Origin of the sequence: Stenotrophomonas sp. SMYL20, assembly GCF_036320045.1 — a bacterium.
GTDB classification, from domain to species: Bacteria; Pseudomonadota; Gammaproteobacteria; order Xanthomonadales; family Xanthomonadaceae; genus Stenotrophomonas; species Stenotrophomonas maltophilia_A.
The window spans coordinates 38,755-57,399 of sequence record NZ_JAWIRT010000014.1; the positions used below are offsets into that span (position 1 = coordinate 38,755).

13 protein-coding genes are annotated in these 18,645 nt (G+C 65.8%); 7 read left to right on the forward strand and 6 right to left on the reverse strand.

Annotated elements, in window-relative coordinates; all coding sequences use genetic code 11:
- Entirely contained in the window at positions 1–675 is a 675-nt protein-coding gene (locus tag V3B48_RS12280; protein WP_032127250.1) for a response regulator transcription factor, read from the reverse strand.
- Positions 676–804: 129 nt separating this feature from the next.
- Between V3B48_RS12280 and V3B48_RS12285 the strand changes: the two genes are divergently transcribed.
- Complete coding sequence (locus V3B48_RS12285; RefSeq protein ID WP_329892920.1) at positions 805–2,451, forward strand: fatty acid--CoA ligase; 1,647 nt, start codon at positions 805–807, stop codon at positions 2,449–2,451.
- 127 nt (positions 2,452–2,578) lie between these two features.
- Here the strand turns inward: V3B48_RS12285 and V3B48_RS12290 are convergent, their stop codons facing one another.
- From V3B48_RS12290 to V3B48_RS12300, 3 genes are all read right to left on the reverse strand, one after another.
- Positions 2,579–3,070 (reverse strand): hypothetical protein, encoded by a 492-nt coding sequence (locus V3B48_RS12290; RefSeq protein ID WP_329892919.1) that lies wholly within the window; start codon positions 3,068–3,070, stop codon positions 2,579–2,581.
- Positions 3,071–3,248: 178 nt separating this feature from the next.
- Complete coding sequence (locus V3B48_RS12295; RefSeq protein WP_049401514.1) at positions 3,249–3,992, reverse strand: FadR/GntR family transcriptional regulator; 744 nt, start codon at positions 3,990–3,992, stop codon at positions 3,249–3,251.
- 102 nt (positions 3,993–4,094) lie between these two features.
- Entirely contained in the window at positions 4,095–6,986 is a 2,892-nt protein-coding gene (locus tag V3B48_RS12300) for a TonB-dependent receptor (RefSeq protein WP_329892918.1), read from the reverse strand.
- Positions 6,987–7,227: 241 nt separating this feature from the next.
- Here V3B48_RS12300 and V3B48_RS12305 point away from each other — a divergent pair, with 241 nt between their 5' ends.
- From V3B48_RS12305 to V3B48_RS12330, 6 genes are read left to right on the forward strand one after another with little or no spacing between them, the layout of a single operon-like run.
- Positions 7,228–8,667 (forward strand): polysaccharide lyase 6 family protein, encoded by a 1,440-nt coding sequence (locus tag V3B48_RS12305; RefSeq protein WP_329892917.1) that lies wholly within the window; start codon positions 7,228–7,230, stop codon positions 8,665–8,667.
- Positions 8,664–10,892 (forward strand): oligoalginate lyase, encoded by a 2,229-nt coding sequence (locus V3B48_RS12310; RefSeq protein ID WP_329892916.1) that lies wholly within the window; start codon positions 8,664–8,666, stop codon positions 10,890–10,892. Before V3B48_RS12305 ends, V3B48_RS12310 begins: the two co-directional genes overlap by 4 nt.
- Entirely contained in the window at positions 10,889–12,193 is a 1,305-nt protein-coding gene (locus tag V3B48_RS12315) for an MFS transporter (RefSeq protein ID WP_329892915.1), read from the forward strand. The genes V3B48_RS12310 and V3B48_RS12315 overlap by 4 nt, the downstream gene beginning before the upstream one ends.
- Before the next feature lie 60 nt (positions 12,194–12,253).
- Positions 12,254–13,006, forward strand: coding sequence for a glucose 1-dehydrogenase (locus tag V3B48_RS12320; protein ID WP_329892914.1), 753 nt, complete (start codon positions 12,254–12,256; stop codon positions 13,004–13,006).
- Positions 13,007–13,020: 14 nt separating this feature from the next.
- Positions 13,021–14,208 carry a GDSL-type esterase/lipase family protein gene (locus V3B48_RS12325; RefSeq protein WP_329892913.1) on the forward strand — a complete coding sequence of 396 codons (1,188 nt, stop codon included), beginning with the start codon at positions 13,021–13,023 and terminating at the stop codon, positions 14,206–14,208.
- A 10-nt stretch (positions 14,209–14,218) separates the two neighbouring features.
- The gene (locus V3B48_RS12330) at positions 14,219–15,238 is read left to right on the forward strand and encodes a sugar kinase (RefSeq protein ID WP_329892912.1); all 1,020 of its coding nucleotides are present in this window, start codon (positions 14,219–14,221) and stop codon (positions 15,236–15,238) included.
- Between the two features lie 213 nt (positions 15,239–15,451).
- On the opposite strand, the gene V3B48_RS12335 is transcribed toward V3B48_RS12330, so the two are convergent.
- Together V3B48_RS12335 and V3B48_RS12340 are read right to left on the reverse strand one after the other, a co-directional pair.
- Complete coding sequence (locus tag V3B48_RS12335; protein ID WP_329892911.1) at positions 15,452–16,903, reverse strand: hypothetical protein; 1,452 nt, start codon at positions 16,901–16,903, stop codon at positions 15,452–15,454.
- Between the two features lie 87 nt (positions 16,904–16,990).
- A complete protein-coding gene (locus V3B48_RS12340; RefSeq protein WP_329892910.1) occupies positions 16,991–18,565 on the reverse strand; it encodes an alpha/beta fold hydrolase in 1,575 nt (524 codons plus the stop codon).
- Between the last annotated feature and the right edge of the window lie 80 nt (positions 18,566–18,645).

Below are 18,645 nucleotides of genomic sequence, written 5' to 3' on the forward strand. Positions count from 1 at the left end.
TCAGGGCTCAGGCAGTTCTTCGATCTGCCGGGACGGATCGGCCAATCCCATTTCGTGCAGCACGCGGATGGCCTGCGCGCGGTTGCGCACGCCCAGCCGCTCCATGATGCGTGTCATGTGCGCCTTGACCGTGCGCAGCTGTACGCCCAGCCGGTCGGCAATCTGCTTGTTGAGCAGGCCCTCGGCCACCAGGCCCAGCACCTTGTACTGATGTGCCGACAGGCTGGCCAGGCGTGCGGCCAGGTCGGCATCCCTGCTGAACGTCGCCACCCGTGCCACCGGTTCGCGCAGCAGCGCCGGGATCCAGCGCTCGCCCTCCAGCACGGACTGCAGCGCGGACTGCAGCTCGTTCAAACCCGAGCTCTTGGGCAGATAGCCCGCGGCGCCAAGGTCGATGGCACGCCGGATGACCTGCGGCTCCTCGTTGGCGGAGACGATGATGATCGCCAGGCCCGGCTGCAACGCACGGATCGTGGCCAGCCCGGCCAGTCCGTGGTTGCCCGGCATGTGCAGGTCCAGCAGCATCAGATCGATCGACTGGTTCTCGATCACCTCCAGCACGCTGTCCAGCGAATCAGCTTCGCTGATCTGCAGATCGGCGACCGCCTCTTCCGCCGCGCGATGCAGTGCCGCGCGGAACAAGGGGTGATCGTCGGCGATGAGCAGGGTGGGCATGTCCTGGCGAGATTATCAAATCGGGTGCGCGCGCGAACAGGTACCTAGGTACGCTGGTGCAGCAGGAAGGGCTTGCTAGTGTGGTGCGGAGAAGGCCGGCGACCGCAACGCCGCCCACGAGGAAATGCCATGTCATCTGCCCCCACTCCCGATGCCAATGCCTATCCACTGCTGATCAAGCAGCTGCTGCTGATGCCGCTGGCGGTGAGCCCTGAACAGGAGATCGTCTACGGCGACCAGGTCCGATTCGACTACCGCACCCTGCAGGCGCGCATCGGCCAGCTGGCCGGCCTGTTGACCTCGCTGGGAGTCGGCCACGGCGACACGGTGGCGGTGATGGACTGGGACAGCAACCGCTACCTGGAGGCCTACTTCGCCGTGCCGATGATCGGTGCGGTGCTGATGATGGTGAACGTGCGCCTGGCCCCAGAGCAGATCGCCTACACGCTGAACCACAGCGGGGCGCGGGTGATCCTGGCCAACCGCGAGTTCCTGCCGCTGCTGGACGCCATCGACGAGCAGCTGCCGGACCTGCGCACGCGCATCCTGCTGGACGATGCAGGCGGTCCGCTGCCGCCAGGCTTCGCCACCGAGTACGAAGCGGGGTTGCGCGATGCCACGCCGATCGTCCGCTTCCCGGACTTCGACGAGAACGCCCGTGCCACGGTGTTCTACACCACCGGAACCACCGGGTTGCCCAAGGGCGTGTATTTCAGCCACCGGCAGCTGGTATTGCATTCGCTGGCGGCGATGGCCGCGCTTGGCGGTGCACCCCGTCAAGGCCGCCTGCATCGTGACGATGTCTACATGCCCATGACCCCGATGTTCCATGTGCACGCGTGGGGCCTGCCCTACGTGGCAACGGCGATGGGCATCAGGCAGGTCTATCCGGGGCGCTACCTGCCTGCGACGCTGCTGGCATTGATCGCGCGTGAGAAGGTGACCTTCTCGCACTGCGTGCCAACCATCCTGCACATGCTGCTGGAGCATCCGGACGCGGCGCAGACCGACCTGGAGGGCTGGAAGGTGATCATCGGCGGTGCCGCCCTGCCGCGTGCGCTGGCGCAGCGTGCACTGACGCGGGGCATCGACATCTTCGGCGGCTATGGCATGTCCGAGACCTGCCCTCTGCTCACCATCGCCCAGATCGACGTGGACAGCGTGACCGATGCCGATGAGGTGCTGTCGCTGCGCACCAAGGCCGGCATACCGGTACCGCTGGTGGACCTGCGCATCGTCGATCCGGACATGAAGGATGTCGCCCACGACGGCATCGCCACCGGAGAGGTCGTCGTGCGCGCACCCTGGCTCACCCAGGGCTACCTGCACGATCCGGATGCATCTGCAGCACTGTGGGCAGGAGGTTATCTGCATACCGGGGATATCGGCAACATCGATGAAAGCGGCTACCTGAGGGTGACCGACCGGATCAAGGATGTGATCAAGACCGGCGGTGAGTGGATCTCCTCGCTCGCCCTGGAGGACATCATCGCCCTGCATCCGGCGGTCAGCGAAGTCGCGGTGATCGGCATCGCCGACACGAAATGGGGCGAGCGGCCGTTGCCGCTGGTGGTCAGGCAGCATGGCAGTGAGGTGACCGAAGCGGAGATCATCGAACTGGTCGCTGCGCGAAGCCGCTCGGGGGACATCTCACGGTATGCGATTCCGGAACGGGTCAGTTTCGTGGAATCGATCGAGCGGACCAGCGTGGGCAAGATCAACAAGAAGAAGCTGCGTGGGTTGCATGACCCAGCGACTGGCTCGGGCCGTGGGTGATCTCCGCTTGATCGCCGAGGTCAGTGTTCGCACGGCGAGGTATGGAGCGGCACCCCGGAACCATGATCTCCCGAGGTACCACTGTACTGCAGCAGACCTGGTTCAGTTCTGCCAGGACCGGTCACCCTCAGTCGATGCAGGGTCCCTTCGCAGCGATCTCCGAGCCGGATCCCTTCGCACCGATGCTGGCCGGGCCCTGGCATGCATCAAAGCTGTACTTGATCAGCTTCCACGACCCACTCGACCATCGGTATGTCCACGACTCGGAAGCACCGCTCGGCAAGGTATTGGAGATCGAGATGACCTCGCCCTCCACACCGCGTGCAGGCAATGGAACAGGCGGGCCCGCCGCACCGGCCGGCTTCAGGCTGCCAGCAGACTGATAGCTGTGCGAGATGGCCAGTTCGCCCGTCTGCAACGCCGGCGCGTAGGCGGGCGAATTCCGTTTGATCCAATCGACGATGTAGCCGGCTTCCAGCGAATCCGACGCGTACGTGGCCTTCGCAACTACAGTGGCGGTCGCGGTGCCCGCGATCGGTCCTGCATTGACGCTTCCACCGGGGACTCCACTCAGTGCCAGCACCAATGGCAGCGCCGCGCCCAACAGCGAGAACTTCATACCCTGCTCCTTGTGTGTATGCAGCTTTCTCAACGGGCCGTCTATGACCCGCGGGCAGTGTAGGCATTGCGGACAGGCTGGGCATCGGCGCAGTCATGCCCATTTCTCATATCCATCAGGCTTCGAGCGCGAGCTGCCTTGCTGAAGGTCGCAGCGCCGATTGTGTTGAACGCGGCGCTCAGATCCGCGTCGTTGCCATGAAACGTTCGCGGTCCTGCTGCGTACGGCGGCGGATCTCCTCCAGCGCCTGGCTTTCGGTCGCCTGCAGCATGGCTTCGAACAGGCGCTGGAAGTGAAGGCGCATCGCATTGCGCGCGGCCACCGGATCACGCGCGCGCAGGGCTTCGAAGATCGCCATGTGCTCGTCCGCACGGCTGGCGCCATCATCATGGCAGACCCGGGCATAGACCTCGGTCACCCGCGGCAGTTCGCTGCGCATGCGCCAGATCTGCTGCACGAAGAATTCCACCACCGGGTTGCCGGAAAGCCGTGCGATGGCCAGGTGGAAACGGCGGTCGTACTCGCCGGCTTCCGCGTCACTCAGGTCGCGACGGCACAGCGCTTCGGCCAACGCCTGCAGCTCGGCAATGCCGGCATCATCCAGATTGCTGGCAGCCAGAGCGGCGGCCTCGGCCTCGAATACCGCGCGGGCGGCGGTGAGGTCGAAGGCGCTGACATCCGGCAGCCCGCCGGACGCCTGCGTCGGGCGCGGTTTCACATGCACGCCCGAGCCGATGCGGATGGCGATCCAGCCCTGCGCTTCCAGTGCGATCTCGGCTTCGCGGATGGTGACCCGGCTGACACCGAACCGTTCGGCCAGCTCACGCTCGCCCGGCAGCCGCGAGCCCGGCGGAAATTCGCCGTCCTCGATCAGCTTGCGGAGCTTGGCAGCGATGGTCTGGTAAAGGCGGTTGGCGGACATGCGGCTGACCCTTGGCGATTCCTTCCGGGTCCCTGCCCTGCCACCGCGGCCGGCAAGGGTCCGGTTGGAGCGACGGCGCGACCACTGGCCGCGCCGCCCTGTTCAGAACTTGTATCGTACACCGAAATACGCACGCCGCCCGTAGGTCACCACTTCGCGGAAGTTCCCATAAAGCGGCTGGTAGGCCACGCGCGGCTCGTTGGTCAGGTTCATCAGCTCCAGCGACAGCGACAACTGCTTGTTCACCCGGTAGCGCAGGCGCAGGTCCACGCTGGTGTTGTCATCGTAGTAGCGGTTCTGCTGCGCGGTGTTGCCGGTGAAGTCCTGGTAGTAGTGCGAGCGGAACTTGCCGATGGCCTGGATGTTGAAGCGCCCGACGTCCCAGTAGATCGAGCCGGACAGCACGTGCCGCGAGAAACCACTCAGGCCAGCCGGTGGCACGATGGCCGGAATGATCGTGCCATCGCTGGCCAGCTGCTCGCCCAGTCGCGAGTCCTGGGTCTGATAGTCGGCATCGGCGTAGTTGTAGCTCAGCTTGAAACCCAGCCCGTCGAACGGCTTGGGCAGGTACGACAGTCGATGGGTGGCGGTCAGCTCGAAGCCGGTCAGCGTGCTGTTCTCGTCGGTGGTTACCTGTTGCCGCACCGGTACGGTCACGCTCTGGCCGTCGATGGTGTAGGTCTCCGGCACCAGCGCAGTGGCGGTGCCGCCGTTGAACTGCTTCCAGTACACCGCGCCGGCCAGCATCGTGTCCGGGTTCGGGTACCACTCCAGGGAAAGGTCGCCGTTCCAGGACATCAGCGGCTGCGCGGCGGGGTTGCCGCTGGCGCTGATGTCATCCAGCGCGTCGGCCAGGTTGCCGTAGGTGGCATCACTGCTCACGTTGATGGTGCGCCCGGCACCCAGCGCGGCAATGTCCGGCCGTGACATCGCGCGATATGCACCGACCCGCAGCAACACGTCCGGGCGCAGCTCGAAGGCCGCGTTGAGGCTGGGCAGCAGCTTGTCGTTGCCCGCCTTGAACACCTGCGTGCTGTACTCGCCGGTGGGTTGCAGGCGGATCGTCCCGTCACCGTTGTCCTCGATGCGCAGCCCGGTACGCACGCCTTCAGAACGAACATCGGTCTTGACCCAGCGCAGGCCGAGGTTGCCGGTCACCGGCAAGCCGAACAGGGTGCTGCTGAACTCACCCATCAGATAGAGCGCGCGTGTCTTCTCGGTGATATCGACATTGTTCGGATCCTGGAAACCCGGATCCAGCCCGCTGTCGAGGCTGCCGCGGAACGACTGGTACAGGCAGTTCGGATCGAAGTACGCCCACGAGGAGATCGTGTTGCCGCTGGCGGCATCCATGAAGTCATCCTGCGGGAAGGGTGCACGGCAGGCCTGGTTGGCGGCGATGATCTTCGCTTTGTCGGCCGCCACGCGCTGGTCGTAGTCGGTTACCAGGGTGTTGTCGCGCAGGCGGTAGTCGGCCTGGCTGGCGCGCACGCCGCCCTTGATGCGGGTGAAGAAACCGGACTCCGGCATGAAGCTGGCATCGAAGCGGCCGGCCTTGATCCTGTGGTCATTCTCGGTGGCGCTGGAGGTCACCCGCGCCGCCCCCGTATAGGCGTCCCAGTTGTTGGGGTCGAAGTTCGGCGCCAGGGCAACACTGGGCACTTCGCCGTGCCAGTCCCAGTCATAGTCCACGTAGCCGGTGGCACCACTGCTGATACCGGGCACGACGGCATTGTTGACGTCGCGCTGGTTGGCGCGCAGGCGGGTCATGCGCTCGCTGTCGAGGCGATTGGTGTGCGAGTAGGAAAGATCGGTAGACAGCTCCCAGGCCGGGGTCGGGCGCAGGATCAGGTTCAGGCCACCCCCGGTGTATTCCTCGCCACGCCAGTAGCGGTTGGAGGTGGAATCAATCGAGGTGCTGCCGTGCAGGTGGCGCACGATACCGTCTTCGTCAACCTCGCGCTGGGTGATGCCGCGTCGTGCGTTGGACAGGCTCAGATCGCTGCGGTTCTCATACCAGTTGCGCTCGGTGTGCTCGAAGTCGACATTCAGCTCGACCACGTCATTGGGCCGCCACTGCAGCGCGGCGAACTCGCTCTGCCGGTCGTTGCGCTCCTGCTTGAGCCGGTAGATGCGGCTGCTCGGCACCAGGTAGTACGGCGCGCCGTTGGCGATGGCCTGCGCGGACACTTCGTTGCAGTTGGCATTGCCCACGTTCTGCGTGCCATCGCAGGCATACCAGGTGGAACCGCTGGTAATGCTCTCTTCCGGATCGGTGCCGTCCAGGCGCTGGAAGCCCAGCGAGATGCCCAGCTTCTGCCCGTTGCCGAACTCGAACTGATCGATGTAGCTGGCGGTGCCGCGATAGCCGATGCCGTCCTTGTCACGGTACTTGCTGTCGTACTCCGCCCAGCTGCCGCGCAGGTCCAGCTGCACTGCACGCTTGCCGTACTCCAGTGGGCGCACTGTTTCCAGGCCGATGGTGCCGGCCACGCCGCCTTCGATGATGTCGGCGCGCTGGGTCTTGTAGATGGCCACCGTGTTGATCAGCTCGGCCGGGAACATGTTGAAGTTCACCGAGCGGTCGCCGCTGCCGTTGGTGATCTCGCGGCCATTGAAGTTGGTGCTGCTGAGGAAGGCGCCCAGGCCCCGGATGGAGATCTCCGAGGCGCCGGTCTTGTCGCGGGTCGAAGCGGCGCCGGTCAAGGTCTCGATCGCATCGGCCAGCGACGGTGCCGGCAGGTCGCCGATGTCATCGGCCGAGAGCACGTCGGCGATGACCGTGTCGTCGCGCTTCTTGTTGATCGAACTCTGCATTGATTCGCGGATGCCGGTGACCTGCACCTGGTCCAGCGTGGTGGGATCCTGCCCTGACGCGTCCTTGCTGGACTGCGCCTGGGCCGCGGGCATGCCCGCCAGCACGGCAAGCAGCGCCACGATCAGGGGTGTGGGGGACAACGAGATGCTGTGCACTGCTCCGGCGGGTCGCCGCATGGTTTCCTCCTCCCAAAGGATCGCCTGCATGCCAGGCGTGGGACGCAGCTTCGGCACGGCGACATGAAAATGTCAACCAATTGGTATGCGAATGTTCAAATGCCTTTCATCCATACCAGTTGAATGCAATTTAATGTGCTCATGCAGCATGACTTTGCGCGAAAGCTGGCTTACAACGGACCCGGAAGTGGTATGCAGACCCACCCTGAAACGACGGCCCGGCCGTCTCTGGAAGGATTTCATGCGCATTCGTCCGCTTGCTCGACATCCGCTCAACAATCCTTCACTGTTTTGCCTGACCACTGGTCTGGCAATGTGCCTGACCACTTCAGCGGCAAGTGCAGCCAGCTGGCTCGTCCACGATGTCGCTGAGTTCACTACCGCCGCCTCGGCGCTGCAGCCCGGCGATGAGATCGTGTTGGCTGACGGCACCTGGACCGACGCGCGGTTGCTGCTGAAAGGCCAGGGCACGGCAGCCGCGCCGATCGTGTTGCGCGCGCAGACCGCCGGCAAGGTCGTCCTCAGCGGACGTTCGGACCTGCGCCTGGCGGGCAGCTACCTGCAGGTGTCCAACCTGGTGTTCCGCAACGGCTATACGCCGGGTGATGCGGTGGTGGCGTTCCGCGAATCCAGCAAGGCGGTGGCCCGCCACAGCCGGGTGACCGGCCTGGTGATCGATGACTACACCAACCCCGATGCCAGCGACCAGGACTACTGGGTATCGCTGTATGGCAGCAACAACCGGTTGGATCACAGCCAGCTGCGCGGTAAGACCAACGCCGGGCCCACGGTAGTGGTGGTGCGCGATGCCACCCAGGGCCTGGACAACCAGCACCGCATCGACCACAACTGGTTCGGACCGCGCCCGGCGCTGGGCGTCAACGGCGGCGAAACCCTCCGCGTCGGCACCAGCGACACTTCGTTGAGCGATTCCAACAGTACGGTGGAGAACAACTGGTTCGAAGGCTGCGACGGCGAGACCGAGATCATCAGCAACAAGTCCGGCGGCAATACCTACCGCGGCAACGTGTTCTACCGTTCGGCCGGCGCGCTCACGCTACGCCATGGCAACGGCAACCGGGTGATCGACAACGTGTTCCTGGGCGACGACAAGGCCGGCACCGGCGGCGTGCGCATCATCAATGCCGACCAGACCGTCAGCAACAATTACTTCGAACGACTGGCCGGCTCCAGCAACCGTTCCGCGCTGGCGGTGATGGACGCGCAGGCCGATCCGCCGCTGTCCGGCTATGCGCCGGTGGTGAATGCCACGATCAGCCGCAATACTTTCGTGGACGTGGCGAAGATCAGTTTCGGCGTCGGCCATGATGAAGCCAAGGGCATCGTGGTCGCCGCCAGCAACAGCCGCTTCAGCGCCAACCTGATCGTCAACCGCACCAGCAGGAACCCGCCGAATGCCGCCAGTTCGCTGGCCGGCCTCGACTTCAGTGGCAACGTGCAGTCACCGGCAGCCAGCACCGTATTCCCGGGCGGCGTAGAGGGGCGTGGCATCAGCCTGCAGCAGGCTGACAGCGGATTGTGGGTGGCCGCGCCCGCCCTGCCCGCCGTGGGCGCCGATCCTGCCCTGGCGATGACCGCGCGCGAGGCGACCGGCGTCGACTGGTATCCCAAGGTGGGCGAAGTTGCCCTGTCACGCACCCGCAATGGAGTTGATCGATGAGGTTGCAGCCGCTGTTCGTCTCCCTGGCCCTGGCCACCCCCTTTGCCCTGCTGCCGGCCGCGCCGCTGTTCGCAGCCCCCGCTGCCGCATCGAGGCAGGCCGACACCGCGCCGGTGCTGGTGACCGCAGCGCAGTGGCAGCGGATGGCCAGCGAAGGCGGCCGCTACCCGTGGTTCGCCAAGGAACAGGCGCGCACGGAAAAATCGCTGAAGAAGATGATGAAGGCCGGCATCGACGTGCCGGTACCGAAGGACAAGGGCGGCGGCCGCACCCATGAACAGCACAAGCGCAACTACCAGGCCCTGATGGCGGCCGGCACCCTGTACCGGCTGACCGGCGACAAGGTCTATGTCGACTACGCGCGCGACATGCTGCTGCAGTACGCCAGGCTCTACCCCACCCTGGGCCCGCACCCCGAAGGCCGCGGACAGATTCCAGGCCGCGTGTTCTGGCAGGTGCTCAACGATTCGGTGTGGCTGGTCAACGCCATCCAGGGCTACGACGCGATCCGCGACGCGCTGTCCGCCGAGGACCGCGACACCATCGAATCGAAGGTGTTCCGGCCGATGGCTGAGTTCCTCGTCAGCGAGCCGAAGAACTACGACCAGATCCACAACCATGCCACCTGGGCGGTGGCCGCCACTGGCATGACCGGCTACGTGCTGCGCGACCCTGAGCTGGTGGAGAAATCGTTGCGCGGCAGCCAGAAGAACGATCAGTTCGGCTTCCTTCGCCAGATCGACCTGCTGTTCTCGCCCGATGGCTATTACGAGGAAGGCCCGTACTACCAGCGCTACGCACTGGCACCGTTCCTGCTGTTCGCCAACGCCATCGAACGCAACGAGCCGCAGCGCAGGATCTTCGCGCGCCGCGACGGCGTGCTGCTGAAGGCGGTGGATGTGCTGGTGCAGTCCAGCTATGACGGCCTGTTCTTCCCGATCAACGATGCCATCCTGGACAAGGGCATCGATACCGAGGAACTGGTGGCCGGTATCGGCATCGCCTATGCGCGCACCGGTGACGACCGCCTGTTGTCGGTGGCCCAGCAGCAGAAACGCCTGCTGTTGTCCCCCGAGGGACTACAGGTGGCGCAAGCACTGGCCGCCAACAAGGCCAAGCCCTTCGATTACCGTCCAATGCTGCTGCGCGATGGCCCGGACGGCGACCGCGGTGGCCTGGCGATCCTGCGCATGAACGGCGAACGCGGCCAGGCGCTGGTGCAGAAGGACACGATGCAGGGCATGGGCCATGGCCACTTCGACAAACTCAACTGGCTGTTCTACGACAACGGCAATCCGGTGGTGACCGACTACGGCGCCGCCCGCTTCCTCAACGTGGAAGCCAAGCGGGGTGGCATCTACCTGGCCGAGAACCGCAGCTGGGCCAAACAGACCGTGGCCCACAACACCCTGGTGGTGGACGAACAGAGCCACTTCAAGGGCGACTGGAAGCGCGGCGAGGAGCATGCCCCGCAGGTGCGCTTCTTCCAGGCCGATGCCGATACCCAGGTTGCCTCGGCGACCATGCGCGATGCCTACCCCGGCGTGGTGTTCACCCGCACCCAGGCGCTGCTGCGCCACCCCGACCTGGGCCTGCCGGTGGTGCTGGACCTGCTGCAGGTGCACGGCGACAAGGCCGCGCGCTACGACCTGCCGCTGCACTTCAACGGCCACATCGTCACCACCGGCTTCGAGGCAGAACACTTTCCCACCCAGCGCCCGGTGCTGGGCAAGGACAACGGCTACCAGCACCTGTGGCTGGATGCACGCAGCACGCCCGGCAGCGAATCGCGTTCCCTGGCGTGGCTGCTGGATGGGCGCTTCTACACCTACCGCTTCGGCAGCAGTGCGCCGGCACAGGCGCTGCTGGTGGAAAGTGGTGCCAACGATCCCGAGTTCAACCTGCGCCGTGAACCGGCCCTGCTGCAGCGCGTGGAAGGCCAGAAGGACGTGACCTTCTTCAGCGTGCTGGAGCCGCATGGCGAGTACAACGGCACCGCCGAGTACGTGCACGGCGCGGACAGCCGCATCAAGGACATCATGCGCAGCCGGGGCAGCGATGCAGAGGTGATCGAACTGCGCCTGGCCAGCGGTGCACGCATCGCCCTCGGCGTGGCCGACGACAGCAGCGCCAAGGGCGAGCACAGCGTGACCGTGGACGACCATGCCTACCGCTGGAGCGGCAGCCATGCACGCATGGACCGCAGCAAGGGTGACGGAAAATGAACGGCCCTGCCGTGGTGGCCAACCTGCGCAAGGTGCCGGTGCGTTCAGCAGTGCGCTGGTTGATCGTGGGCCTGATCGCCGTCGCTACGGTCATCAACTACATCGACCGCAATGCACTGGCGGTGATGTGGCCGGAAATCGCCAGGGAAGTAGGCGCGACCAAGGACGACTATGCCCTGCTGGTAACGGTGTTCATGCTGTTCTACGCCGTCGGCCAGTTCCTGTTCGGCCGCCTGTTCGACATGATCGGCACGCGCCTGGGGTTCGCCCTGTCGATCAGCGTGTGGTCGATCTCGATCGCGCTGCACTCGATCACCCATTCGATGCTCTCCTTCAGCCTGGTAAGGGCGATGCTCGGCATCAGCGAAGCGGGTGCGTGGCCCGGCGCGGTCAAGGCCAATGCCGAGTGGTTCCCTGCGCGCGAACGCGCGTTGGCGCAGGGCGTGTTCAACGCGGGTGCGTCGATCGGCGCGATCGTCTCCGCACCCGCCATCGCCGGCCTCTATCTGTGGCTGGGCTGGCGCGGCACCTTCGTGCTGGTCGGTGCGATCGGCTTCCTGTGGCTGCTGCCGTGGCTGTTTGTCTACCGCGCCGGGCCGGACAAGCATCCGTGGGTGAGCGATGCCGAGCGCCGGCTGATCCAGCAAGACCAGGCCGGGCAACAGACAGAGGCGGCGCCCAAAGCCAGCGTGCGCGAGCTGCTGGCCCATCGCCAGAGCTGGGGCATGCTCGCCTGCCGCTTCCTGCTGGATCCTATCTGGTGGCTGTTCGTGTCCTGGCTGCCGATCTATCTCGCTGAAACCTTCGGCTTCGACATCAAGCAGATCGGCCTGTTCGCCTGGGTACCCTTCGTCGGCGCGATGCTGGGCAGCCTCAGTGGCGGCTGGCTGTCGGGTCGCATGATCCGCGCCGGACACAGCGTGGACCGCGCCCGCAAGCTGGCCATCACCCTGGGGTGCGTGATCATGGCCCCAGCCCTGCTGGGTGCTGTGCTGGCCAACCAGCCGCTGCTGGCAGTGCTGGCAATCGCTGCGGTGCTGTTCGGCTTCCAGGTAGCCATCGGCAACATCCAGACCCTGCCCGGCGACCTGTTCGACGGCCGTTCGGTGGGCACGCTGGCAGGCCTGGGCGGCCTGGCGGCGGTCGCCGGCACCTTGATCACCACTTGGCTGGTGCCGGTACTGACCCGCCATTCCTACGCCCCGATCTTCATCCTCGTTGCCGCGCTGGTGCCGCTGTCGCTGGCTGCGCTGTGGTGGTGGACCGGACCTATCCAGAAGCTCGACCGTCGCGGCGGCTGAGCCTGGGTCTCCTTCTTTTCCAAGTACTTCCATTCCCCCGCAAACCAAGGAGTTTTCCGCATGTCGTTCCAGGACAAGGTGGCCATTGTCACCGGTGGTGGCCGCGATATCGGCCGCGCCGTTTCGATCAAACTGGCTGCCGCCGGTGCACGCGTCTGCATCAACTACGCCCATGATGAAGCCAGTGCCCAGGAAACGCTGGCACAGATCCAGGCGGCCGGTGGCCAGGCCATCGTGCATCGCGCCGACGTCACCGATGCCGCCGCCGTGGCCGGCCTGGTCGCTGCGGTACAGGCCGCGTTCGGCGAGCGTATCGACCTGCTGGTGAACGTGGCCGGTGGCATGGTGCAGCGTCGGCCGCTGGCTGACATCGACCCGGCGTTCTTCCACACCGTGATGGACCTGAATCTGACCTCGACCTACCTGACCACGCACGCGGTGGTGCCGCACATGCGTGACGGCGCGGCCATCGTCAACTTCGCCTCGCAGGCAGGTCGTGATGGCGGCGGCCCGGGGGCATCGATCTACGCCACCGCCAAGGCGGCAGTGATGACCTTCACCCGTGCCATGGCCAAGGAGCTGGGGCCGAAGGGCATCCGCGTGAATGCACTGTGCTGCGGCATGATCGCCACTCGCTTCCATGATGAGTTCACCAAGCCGGAAGTGCGCACGGCCGTTGCCGGCGCTACCCCGCTGCGCCGCCAAGGGACACCGGACGAAGCCGCCGACGCTGCGGTATTCCTGGCCTCGGATGCGGCGGCGTTCATCACCGGTGCGAATCTGGACGTCAACGGCGGCACCTACTTCTCCTGACTGGAATCCTGACCATGCAGCGCTGGACGCTCCTGCTTTCATTGACGATCTGTTCCGCCGCGGCCGCGCCTGGCGCGTTGGCCGCACCGGTCTGGGTCACCGCGTGGACCGCCTCGCCGGCACCGGACCGCAAGGATGGCATCGCCGAGGCCCCCGTACAGTTCGCCGCGCAGACCGTGCGCCAGGACATGCGCATCGGCAGCCGTGGCGATGCGTTGCGGCTGCGCATCAGCAACGAACTCGGCACGGCGCCGTTACGGGTCGAGGACCTGCGCGCAGGAGTGAAAAACGGCACGTCCGCCCCTCTGCCGGTAACGGTGGATGGCCGCGCGGTCATCGAGGTGCCGGTGGGTGCCGCGCTGCTGAGCGACCCGGTACCGATGCCGGTGACGCCGCTGCAGGAGATCAGCGTGACGGCCTATTTTCCGCAGCCGACCCGCCCGGCGGTGCGCCGCACCGAAGTGCGGGTAGCGGACGGCAGGCAGACATCGGTTGCCGACAGCGTGCGGCTGAGCTACCAGCAGAACGTGTTCTCGGCCGTGATGGTGCAGCGCGCTGATCGTCCCCAGGTGATCGTGGCACTCGGCGATTCCATCACGGAAGGTGCCACCGCCCGTCGCGGAACCTTCAACCAGTGGCCGGAGCGATTGGCGCAGCGCCTGCAGCAAGCCTGCCCGAACCGGTTCGTGGTACTCAATCAGGGCATCAGCGGCAACAAGCTGCTTGACCATGGCCGCAGCCACAGCGCCCTGTCACGATTGGATCGCGATGTGATCGCGGTGGCCGATGCCGATCAGGTCATCCTGTTCGAGGGCATCAATGACATCCGCCACGGTGGTGGCACGCAGCCGCTGCCTGGACGCAGTGCGGCGGACATGCTGCTGGGCTATCAGCAGGTTGCAGCGCGACTGCATGCGCACGGCATCCGCGCCTGGCTGGGTACGTTGACCCCATTCGGTGGTTCCGAGCGCTACGAGCCCGTGTCCGCAGCGACCCGCACCTCGATCAACCAGTGGGCACGCGGTGGGAAGACCGGGTTCGATGGCATCATCGATTTCGATGCCGCGCTGCGTGACCCGAAGGCCGTGGAATCGTTGCCCAACGACATCACCCGCGACCACCTGCACCCCAATGACGAAGGCTATCGGCGCATGGCCGATGCCATCGATCTGCGCATGCTGGGCTGCACCCCCACCGAATGAGAGAGAACCGATGAGCCGCGTCGTTTGTTTCGGTGAACTGCTGCTGCGCCTGGGCGCACCCGGTCGTGAACTGCTGCTGCAGACACCGCAGCTGCAGGTCCACGTGGGGGGCGCCGAGGCCAATGTGGCGGTCTCACTGGCCTGTTTCGGCCACGATGTGCAGATGGTCAGTACGGTGCCCGGCAACGCGCTGGGCCGGCATGCCGTGGCCGAGCTGCGGCGGCATGGTGTGGGCGTGGCAGGTGTGCGTGAAGTCGACCGCGACCGCATGGGCCTGTATTTCCTGGCCACCGGCGCGCTGCAGCGCGCCAGTGAAGTGGTGTATGACCGGGCAGGTTCGGCATTCGCCAACACTGCACTTGCCGACCATGACTGGCCAACGCTGTTGCGTGATGCGCAGTGGCTGCACCTTTCCGGCGTCAGTCCGGCGCTGGGCGCCAATGTGGCCGAATCCGTCTTGAGCGCTGCACGGGCCGCACGCAGGTCAGGCGTGCGTGTGTCCTTCGACGGCAACTACCGACCTTCGCTCTGGCAGCGTTGGGGCGGCAACGCCGCCGCCATCCTGCGGGAACTGTTCGCAGAGGCGGATATCGTCTTTGCCGACCATCGCGATATCGAACTGGTGCTGGGACTGCGCTTCGCCGAGGACAGCCCCATCGCGCGGACCGAGGCGGCTGCAGCGGCCGCGTTCGCGGCGCTCCCGCACCTGCAGTGGCTGGCCTGCACCCAGCGCGACGTGGTGAGTGCAGACCATCACATCCTGGGCGCGCTGCTGTTGGGACGCGACGGTACCCGTGCGCAGGCCCCCTCGCGGCCATTGCCCGGTATCGTTGATCGCATCGGCGGCGGCGATGCGTTCGCGGCAGGCATCCTGCACGGGCTGGCGTCCGGGTTCGATGCAGAGAGCACCGTGCGCTTCGGTCTGGCGGCAGGTGCGCTGAAGCACTCCATTCCCGGAGACTTCAGTCCCGTGCGCGAGGCCGATGTCTGGGCGCTGCTGGAGAGTGACCAGTTCGACGTCCGGCGCTGATCTCGCTCCGCCGTACATGCCGCTCGGCCTGGCCAGCGGCACACGTACGCCGACCATGTACTTCAGCAGCGCCATGCCGAGCAATGCACCGGGCGTCAGCATTCAACGACGGAAGGCTCCTGCCCGCGATGGCGGCCTGGCAGCGCTGGGTGGCGGGATGTTCATGCGATCCTCTCCTGCGGAATTCAGCCCTGCACGAGGTCCTGCGCGCACCTACAGCGTCAGCAGCCACGCTTCAAGCGCCCGGGTGTCGCGCATGTCGCCCGTATAGCGATGATCGGGCACGTGCGGTTCATTCGAACCACGTACCCGCCCACGGAACACCTTCATCGGCACCGAGATCCTGGCCAGCCCGCTGGGCAACCGCTCCGGCCGCACGTCCATGTACAGACTGTCGGCCGAGGTCTCGACGCCCACCTGAACCGCGCCCAGCCGCTTCCACAGGTCCAATGCATCCAGGCAGGCCGAGCCACAGGAAGCATCGGCCACAACCAGGACCCTGCCCTTGCGCACAGGTCCGGCCTGGCTTGCGGCGGATGCTGGATCTGCGCTGGCCTCGGATGGCTCGCGCCACAAAGCCTCACCCCGGCCGCGAGCCTGCGCCATGCCTGCCGTCACCGATTCCAGCATGCGACGCAGCTCGGGCGACGCGTCGGGCGCCTGTTCCAGCTTCTGCAGGAAGCCGTGAAGCTGGGCGATGTTGCCCTCCGAGGTCCGCCACTCTACCCAGCTGCGGTCGGGCAGCGCATCGACAGCGGCCCGGCCCCAGATCAATCGCGCCAGTTCGATGCTCCATTGCGAAGCACCGCCAGTGTTGCCACGCACGTCCAGCACCACCGTCGGTGCCTGCTGCAGCCCTTCGGCTTGCGGTTCAAGCTGCTCAAGCAGCGCGGTCAGTTCCTTGAAGTTCTGCTCCGCAGGGTCGGCATTGAAGCTGCTGGTGGTGATCCAGTAACTGCCATCGGGCATCGCGTGCCAGCCGTTGGGGGGACGGAAGCTGCGCCGGGTATCAACCAAGCGCTCCTTGCGCTGTGCTGCCTGCAGCGGCTGCCACCGCAGTGCATAGGATGTCTCGCGTCCGCCCACCTGGAAAACGCAGGTACGCAATGCAGGCACGTATGGATTGCCCTGTTCTAGCAGCACTTCACCACCACCCTGGATACGGCTGGCCTGCAGGTTCCAGCGACCGCTGAAGTCACCCACCCGGCGTACAGCCAGCGTCTGCGCATCAATGCCGTCACACGACAGCAATTGCGCGCCTAGCGGCGGATGGCCCGGACCACCATCCACGGTCATGACCACCTGCGCATCGCCGTCGAAGCCGGTCAGGAAGCCCGGCCACTGCGTTGGAAGATCGGGAGCATCGGCAAGCGCGTTGAGGCTGACATGCCCATCGTTGAAGGAGGCCGCATAGCCCTTCATCGCCCACCAGTAGCCCGGGTAGCTGGCGACCCGTTCGGCGCGCGAGCGTGCAAGCGCCAGGGCATCGTCCAGCTGTGCGCCGAAACCAGGATTGCGCAGGTCCACGGCGCCCGGATGGCTGCCGCGCATGGCGGCGTCGGCAGCGTCCAGATCCTTCAACAGCGTATCCGACCAGTCGATCGGCGCGCCTTGCGCGTTAGGTGCCGCAAGCGCTGCACCGAGCAACAGCCAAGCAATGACCATGGATTCTTCCCGTCCCCGGAACAAACGCCAGTCTCGCAGTTCTACTGCCTGGCGTACCGCGCCCGCCGCAACGGGCGCGGCCTTCCATCAATGCAGCGGCACCTTCAACACCGAAGGCGCATTGGCCGGCGAACTGAAAGTCACCGTGCCACCCAGCTGGCTGATGCCCGCATACCGCAGGTCCACGGTGTCCACCACCAGGGTCAGGCGGCTGCCGGCCGGAAGGTTCCAGCTGCTGGCTTCCAACCGCAGGTCGATGGTCTTCGCGTGCCCCGGCGTGGCACCACGCAGCGTATAGGGCTTGTGGCTGATCAGCTGGCCGTTGCCCAGCACATCCTCGGCGTACAGGTAGGCGTACAGCGTGGTGTTGGCGCGGCTGGGCGTGACGGTCAAGCGTACCTCCGGCGTTCCATCCAGGCGCTGCGCACTCCACTGGATCGGCCCCTGCCAGACACCTGCGGCGTTGCGGCCCACGAAGGGCACATAGGCACCGGGCGGCAGGTTGATCATCTGCAATGCACCGGAGGCCATCGCCACGCCGGAATTGGCGGCGGTCAGCAGCCCGCTGCCGATCCGGTAACTCCAGCCGGTGCTGCTGCCGCTCGCGACGAGGCCGCCCGTGGGCAGCAGAAGTCCTTTGGGTGCGCTCAGCGCATAGCTGACAGCGCCGGCATTGGTCGCCTCCCAGTTCGGATAGGTACTCCAGCTGCCCTTCTGCGATTTCAGCTGTACTGCAGGCTGGCGGTCGATGCCATTGGCTTCACCCTTGAGGTAATGGTCGAACCAGTCGCCCACCGAATCGTAGACCTCGTTGGGAACACCCAGAGCGCCAAAGGCTTCGTTGAGCGCATGATCGCCGTGGCGCAACTGCAACTGCTTGGGGCCTTTCAACCGGGTGAAGAAATCGACCAGCTGGCCCGGCGGGAACAGGCTGTCGTTGAAGGCGTTGGCGAGGAACACCGCTGGCTGGTTGGCGTTGATCTCATCGATGCTGGACCCGGGGCTGCGCTGCGCCGCCACCGGCAACAGCGAATCCACCGCGCCCTGGTAGTTGCCGACCAGTACATTGCGATTGATGGTCGTCAGTTCCGGTCCCGGGCGGCCGGTGGCCAGGCCGGCTGCCACCAGCAAGGCGATGCCCTGCGCGCTGGGGGTGTCGTTGCTGTACAGCGAGGCCTGCAGATCGGCCCAGCCACTCAGCGCCGCCACGGCCTTGATGCGTGGATCGCGCGCCGCCGCCAGCAGGCTGGTGCCTGCGCCGTAGGAGATGCCCGAAACGCCGATCCGGGCCGGATCGGCGCGGGTGTTGTCCAGCGCCCAATCAATCAGGGCGCTGACATCTTCGACCGTGGCTGGCCCTGCGATGTCGATGCTGCCGCCGGACTCCCAGAAACCCCGCGAGCTGTAGCTGATCACCACATAGCCGCGCCGCGCCAGCGACTGCGCCACCCCCACATACTCCACGCTGGGTACCGCCCAGCTGCTGGGCATCACCAGCAGTGGATAGCGCCCGCTGCCCGCGTCCTGCGGTTCGATGACGAAGGCCCCGAGAGGCGTTCCATCCCAGCTGGGAATGGTCCGGTGGGTGGTCTTGACCGTAGCGGCCCAGGCGGTGGGCGCCAGTCCGGTCAGCAGGATCAACAGCAGCAATACCTTGCGCATCGTCGTCTGTCCCCGTCGGTGGTGGTGCAACGGGTTGGACCGTACCAGTGCGAATGGTGGGTGGCACCTTGCGACGCAAC